Raw genomic sequence first — 5455 nt, 5'->3', positions numbered from 1 at the left:
CATGATAAATGATGCCAGGAAAACACCTCTTGAAATTCGCTTTGGTGTGCCTTCTTGCGTTCCTGCTACACCATTTGAAACTTCTGGTTTCACATTGGGACCTAATAAGGTTGAGAGTTTGTTGAAAAGGGAAGAGGTTGTTTGCCTTGCAGAAGTTATGGATTATCCAGGTGTGATTCGAGGTGATCTTGATGTCATGAAAAAGATTGTTGCGACCAAACGATTAGGGAAGAAAATTGATGGGCATGCGCCTGGTGTCAACGGAGAGAACCTTAGAAAGTATGTTGCCGCTGGTGTTTCTGCAGATCATGAATGCTCGACCTTAGACGAAGCTCTGAATAAGATCCGTCTTGGAATGATGATACAGATTAGAGAGGGAAGTGCAGCCAAAGATTTTGAGGCTTTGTATTCTCTTATAGAAACGCATACTGATCGTGTGATGTTATGCACTGATGATACACATCCCGATGATTTATTCGAAAGAGGACATATAGATCATCTTATTAGGTTGGGATTAGAGAAAGGTTGTGATATCATGAATTTATTAAGAGCTGGATCTTATAATGCGGTCAAGCATTATGGCCTAGATTTAGGATTACTTCAAGTGAGAGACTCTGCAGATTTCATTGTAGTTGACAATCTTGAATCATTTAATGTGAAATCTTCTTATATGAAAGGAGAATGCATTTATGAAGATGGAGAGGTGTTCTTCGATAGTAACAATGAGATTCTTTTGAATAATTTTTATCGCAAGCAAATAGAACTTGACGATATTCAGGTTGAAGCCAAAGATTGTGATGTGCATGTCATGATGGTAAGTGATGGTGATCTGCAGACAGGTTGGATGCAATCACGTCCAAAGGTTGAACAGGGGAGATTTGTATCAGATACTAAACAAGACTTATTGAAAATAGTTGTGATGAGTCGCTATAATAATGAGAAGCCTGTTGTTGGTTTTGCAAAGGGATTTGGTTTTAAAAAAGGTGCAATTTCAGGCAGTATCGCCCATGATAGTCATAATATAATTGCAGTTGGAACGAATGATGCTGATTTGTTGAATGCCCTAAATATGCTTATTGGTTTGAAGGGTGGAATGGTCGCATATGAGGGAATTGATTCTCGTTCGGTTCAATTAGAAGTAGCTGGTTTAATGTCTAATAAAAGAGGGGAAGAGTTATTGTTGAATTATAAAGATTTGTCAGATTTTACTACAAGTTTTGGAACTTGCTTTCATTCACCATTTATGACACTGGCTTTTATGTCTTTACTTGTGATACCTAAATTGAAACTTTCGGATAAAGGCCTTTTCAATGTCGAGCAATTTAAGTTGATTGATTTGTATTGTGATTAGTCTTGTTTATATTGCTTGCTGATCCATTAGAATTTACTATTTGTGATAGAAAATAAACACATCATTCGCCTAAAAGAACTTGTAGCAGCCTTGCCTGAGGAGCCAGGAGTTTATCAGTTTTTTGATGAACAAGACAAAATTATATATGTAGGAAAAGCGAAGCGTTTAAAGCGACGCGTAGCTTCTTATTTTAATAAGGTGCATGATATTGCCAAAACGAATGTGATGGTAAAGAAAATTGCAGATATCAAACACCTTGTTGTCGAAACGGAGGAGGATGCTCTTCTGCTCGAGAATAATTTAATTAAAAAGCATCAACCTCGATATAACATCCTCCTAAAGGATGACAAGTCTTATCCATGGATTTGTATAAAAAAGGAAACTTACCCGAGAGTTTTTATCACCCGACAATTGGTGAAAGATGGATCTGAATATTTTGGACCCTACACTAGTGTGCGTATGGTGAGAACCCTTATGGATTTAATTCGCAGCTTGTACAAGCTGCGAACTTGTAGCCTAAAATTAAATGAGGAGAGTATTTCACAAGGGAAGTTTAAGGCTTGTTTGGAATACCATATAGGAAATTGTAAAGCGCCTTGTGAGGGCAAGGAAACATTTGAAGAATACCGTCAGACCATTGCTGAAATTCGCCATATTCTCAAAGGGAATATCAGAATGGTTACTGACTTTCTTCATGAAAAAATGCAGACTTTTGCTGCTGATTACAAATATGAAGACGCCCATAAACTCAAAGAGAAGTTGGATCTTTTGGAGAATTACAAAAGTAAGTCAACGATTGTTAGTCCAACTATAGATAATATTGATGTTTATTCCATTTTGTCTGATGAAGATACGGCCTATGTCAATTTTGTAAAAGTAGTAAATGGCGCCATTATACAGGCTCACACCATCGAAATTAAAAAGAAATTAAATGAGAGTGATCCGGAACTCTTATTGATGGGGATAGTCGAGATTCGACAAAAATTTGGGAGTACAGCAAAAGAAATCATCGTGCCTTTCCAGCTGGATATGTCCATGCAGAATGTTGGATTTATAGTTCCTCAAAGGGGCGATAAAAAGAAGCTTCTCGACATGTCTTTGCGTAATGTGAAGTACTTCAGACAGGAAAAGCTGAAACAACTTGAGAGAATACAGCCCAAGAAACATTCCGACAGAATATTGGAAGGTATGAAAAAGGATTTTCGATTGAAAGACTTGCCTGTTCATATTGAGTGTTTTGATAACTCGAATATTCAAGGGGAGCATCCTGTGGCATCCTGTGTTGTATTTCGAAATGCGAAACCTTATAAAAAGGATTACCGCCATTTTAATATTAAAACAGTGATTGGAGCCAATGACTTCGCTTCAATGGAAGAGATCATTTATAGGCGATATAAGCGTTTATTGGAGGAGGATAAGACATTACCTCAGATGATTGTGATTGACGGTGGGAAAGGACAATTGGGAGCTGCATTGAATGCTCTTGAGAAGCTTGACTTAAGAGGTAAGATTGCCATAGTGGGTATTGCAAAACGTCTGGAAGAGATTTTCTTCCCTGGAGATCCATACCCTTTGTATCTCGATAAGAATTCGGAGAGTTTGAAAGTGGTGCAGCATTTGCGAAATGAATCTCACCGATTTGCCATCACCTTTCATAGGCAGAAAAGATCTAAGGCTTTTATTACTTCTGAGCTGGATGAAGTGGCTGGAATTGGCCCAAAAACCACGCAAAGCTTGATTACGACCTTTAAATCGGTAGAAAACATTAAAAAAACGAGCCTGGATGATCTTGAAAAATGTATAGGAAAATCAAAAGCCTTAAAGCTCTGGAAATACTTCAGTTAGGCTATTCTAATTATAGTAATGAATGATGTTTTGTGGCTTGTGATTAGATCAAAATATCGCTTTTATGAATTCTTCAATCTTTAAATTAAGGAAATAGTCATTTAAATTGATTTGCTTCAGTTCCTGGAGCAAGCTTTCTTTGTGATGGGGGATGTTGAGTAGTTTATTTTCAAGTTCTACGATGTTTCCCATCTTAATGCAATTGCCCAAAATCTCAGATCTGATGATTCGGCCTTTCTCGATATCAAGTTCAATCTCCAGGATATTGCCATTAGCAAAACTAATTAACCTTTCGATCTTGTATTTTGGAGAGTATCCAAAGTTCCATTCCCATTTCAAATATTTTTCCTCCATCAACTTTTTAATGGCCTCACGATCTGAATCTGTCAATTCGTAAGGCTTAATTTCTGGAAATTGGTTTTGTACGTGTTGAATGATTTTGTTTTGAAGTTCATCAATACTCAGTGGAGTGGAGAGGTGATCACTGATATTGGTTACGCGACTTCTAATCGATCGAATACCTCTGTCTTTAAACTTGAGAGGGTTGACCTTTAGGAGGCTGTTTAGGCGGTTCAAATCACTTGAAAAAAGCATGGTGCCATGCTGCATCACCTTACTTCGGTAGATGTGGGAGGCATTACCAGAGAATTTCATCCCATCAATGGTTAAATCACTTTTCCCTTCGAATTTGGCGTTCACATTTAAGCTCTGGAGAACATCGATGACAGGTTGTGAGTATTTTCTAAAATTGATTAATTCCCCTTTTTGACCTTCGTTAATGAAGCAATAGTTTAAGTTTCCTTCGTCATGAAAAACAGTACCACCTCCCGAAAGGCGACGAACAATTTCGATTCCCTGTTCTTGGCACTTATCCAAATTTATTTCAGCTAAAGCATTCTGATGCTTCCCAATAATCACCGCTGCTTTGTTTAGGTAGAGCATATAGAAATTCTCATCGAAATTTTTCAGAAAGTATTCTTCTGTAGCTTGGTTAAAGGCGGCTTGATTGCTATTGCTGATATAATAGTACATGTGATATTTATAATTTTAGACTTGTGATTCTGGATTTAGATAAGAAGTTCAAAATCATCAAGCTTAATTTTTTGATTGCTTATTACAAATATGCTGATTAATATTGAATTGTGATTATTTAGATTGGTTTTTAATAGCACAGGTGTATTCTGATAAGTCTTAATTGCTCTTTCTAATTTTTAATGGAATTGAAGAATGAATCGATTGTGTAATTCGTTTTACAGCGATTGTATCATACACCAGAAAAAGGATTTGCTGGCATTTATTGCCCTTATAATATAGGATTAACTATGGTACAAGACTGGATATTACCAGGCTTGTTCTAGTTTTGATCCAGACTTGTTCCGGTTTTGATTAGGATTTTGTAAACAAAAGCATGGCTGAAGTTTGTTTCATCGGTAAGTGCCATTTAGATTGATTCATGGGGTTTCTTTGTCTTCGATTAAGATTTAGACTCGCTTACGCGACATGTTTAGTGATTTCGTTTTATCAAAGACAGTTCATTTTACGATGAGTTATAACAACTTCTTCTACAAAAATTTAACTTTGCTGTTCATAGTTTTAAAAATAGAATCACAGCATCATTAAGAAATAGAACATGCGAGTAGTTATTCAAAGAGTGAGTCGGGCTTCGGTAGAAGTTGAGAATCAAGTTATCGGAGAAATCGGGAAGGGGCTTATGATTTTGGTTGGGATTGAAAATGCCGATGGACAAGAGGACATTGATTGGCTTTGCAAGAAGGTTTGTGGTTTGAGAATCTTTGACGATGAAGAGGGTGTTATGAATAAATCCCTAATAGAAATTGGAGGCGGTATTTTAGCAATTAGCCAGTTCACACTGCATGCCCGCACAAAAAAAGGGAACCGACCTTCATACATCAATGCTGCGAAACCAGAGATGTCGATACCCTTATACGAATCATTTTTATTGGCTTTGGAGAAGGAGAGTGGCAAGAAGCCACAAAGAGGAAAGTTTGGTGCTGAAATGCAAGTTTCTTTAGTTAACGATGGCCCAGTGACCATTACAATTGACAGTAAAAACAAAGAGTAATTGATGTGTTTATGTGATCACTTGTTGATATACATGTGTATAAGTAAAGGAATTTGACTGTAGTTTAAAGCTAGTTTTTTTCAAATCAGTTTTCAAAGCTGAGCATGAAACCCGAAATTTGCACCTATAAACTCATAAACTCATAAACTCATAAACTCATAAACTCATAAACTCAT

The 5455-nt window shown here is 36.8% G+C and carries 4 protein-coding genes; 3 read left to right on the top strand and 1 reads right to left on the bottom strand.

The window, feature by feature from the left end; translation table 11 throughout:
• Both ABY905_RS13535 and uvrC read left to right on the top strand, forming a co-directional pair.
• On the top strand, window positions 1-1351 hold a 1351-nt coding region (locus ABY905_RS13535), incomplete at its 5' end, for an adenine deaminase C-terminal domain-containing protein (RefSeq protein WP_372644761.1).
• A 42-nt stretch (window positions 1352-1393) separates the two neighbouring features.
• Window positions 1394-3196, top strand: coding sequence for an excinuclease ABC subunit UvrC (gene uvrC, locus ABY905_RS13530; protein WP_372644759.1), 1803 nt, complete (start codon window positions 1394-1396; stop codon window positions 3194-3196).
• 48 nt (window positions 3197-3244) lie between these two features.
• On the opposite strand, the gene ABY905_RS13525 is transcribed toward uvrC, so the two are convergent.
• Complete coding sequence (locus tag ABY905_RS13525) at window positions 3245-4228, bottom strand: lipoate--protein ligase (RefSeq protein ID WP_372644757.1); 984 nt, start codon at window positions 4226-4228, stop codon at window positions 3245-3247.
• A gap of 598 nt (window positions 4229-4826) precedes the next feature.
• Here ABY905_RS13525 and dtd point away from each other — a divergent pair.
• Window positions 4827-5279 carry a D-aminoacyl-tRNA deacylase gene (gene dtd / locus ABY905_RS13520; RefSeq protein ID WP_372644755.1) on the top strand — a complete coding sequence of 151 codons (453 nt, stop codon included), beginning with the start codon at window positions 4827-4829 and terminating at the stop codon, window positions 5277-5279.
• Window positions 5280-5455 lie beyond the last annotated feature (176 nt).

It is taken from the genome of Ancylomarina sp. (assembly GCF_041555295.1).
In the GTDB taxonomy this organism is placed as follows: Bacteria; Bacteroidota; Bacteroidia; order Bacteroidales; family Marinifilaceae; genus Ancylomarina.
This window is presented reverse-complemented; position numbering and strand designations above follow the sequence as displayed.

Excerpts from the sequence above, each read along its gene's own strand:
- ABY905_RS13525 (WP_372644757.1), bottom strand. The coding sequence starts at position 4,228 with ATGTACTATTATATCAGCAATAGCAATCAAGCCGCCTTTAACCAAGCT.
- dtd (WP_372644755.1), top strand. The coding sequence starts at position 4,827 with ATGCGAGTAGTTATTCAAAGAGTGAGTCGGGCTTCGGTAGAAGTTGAG.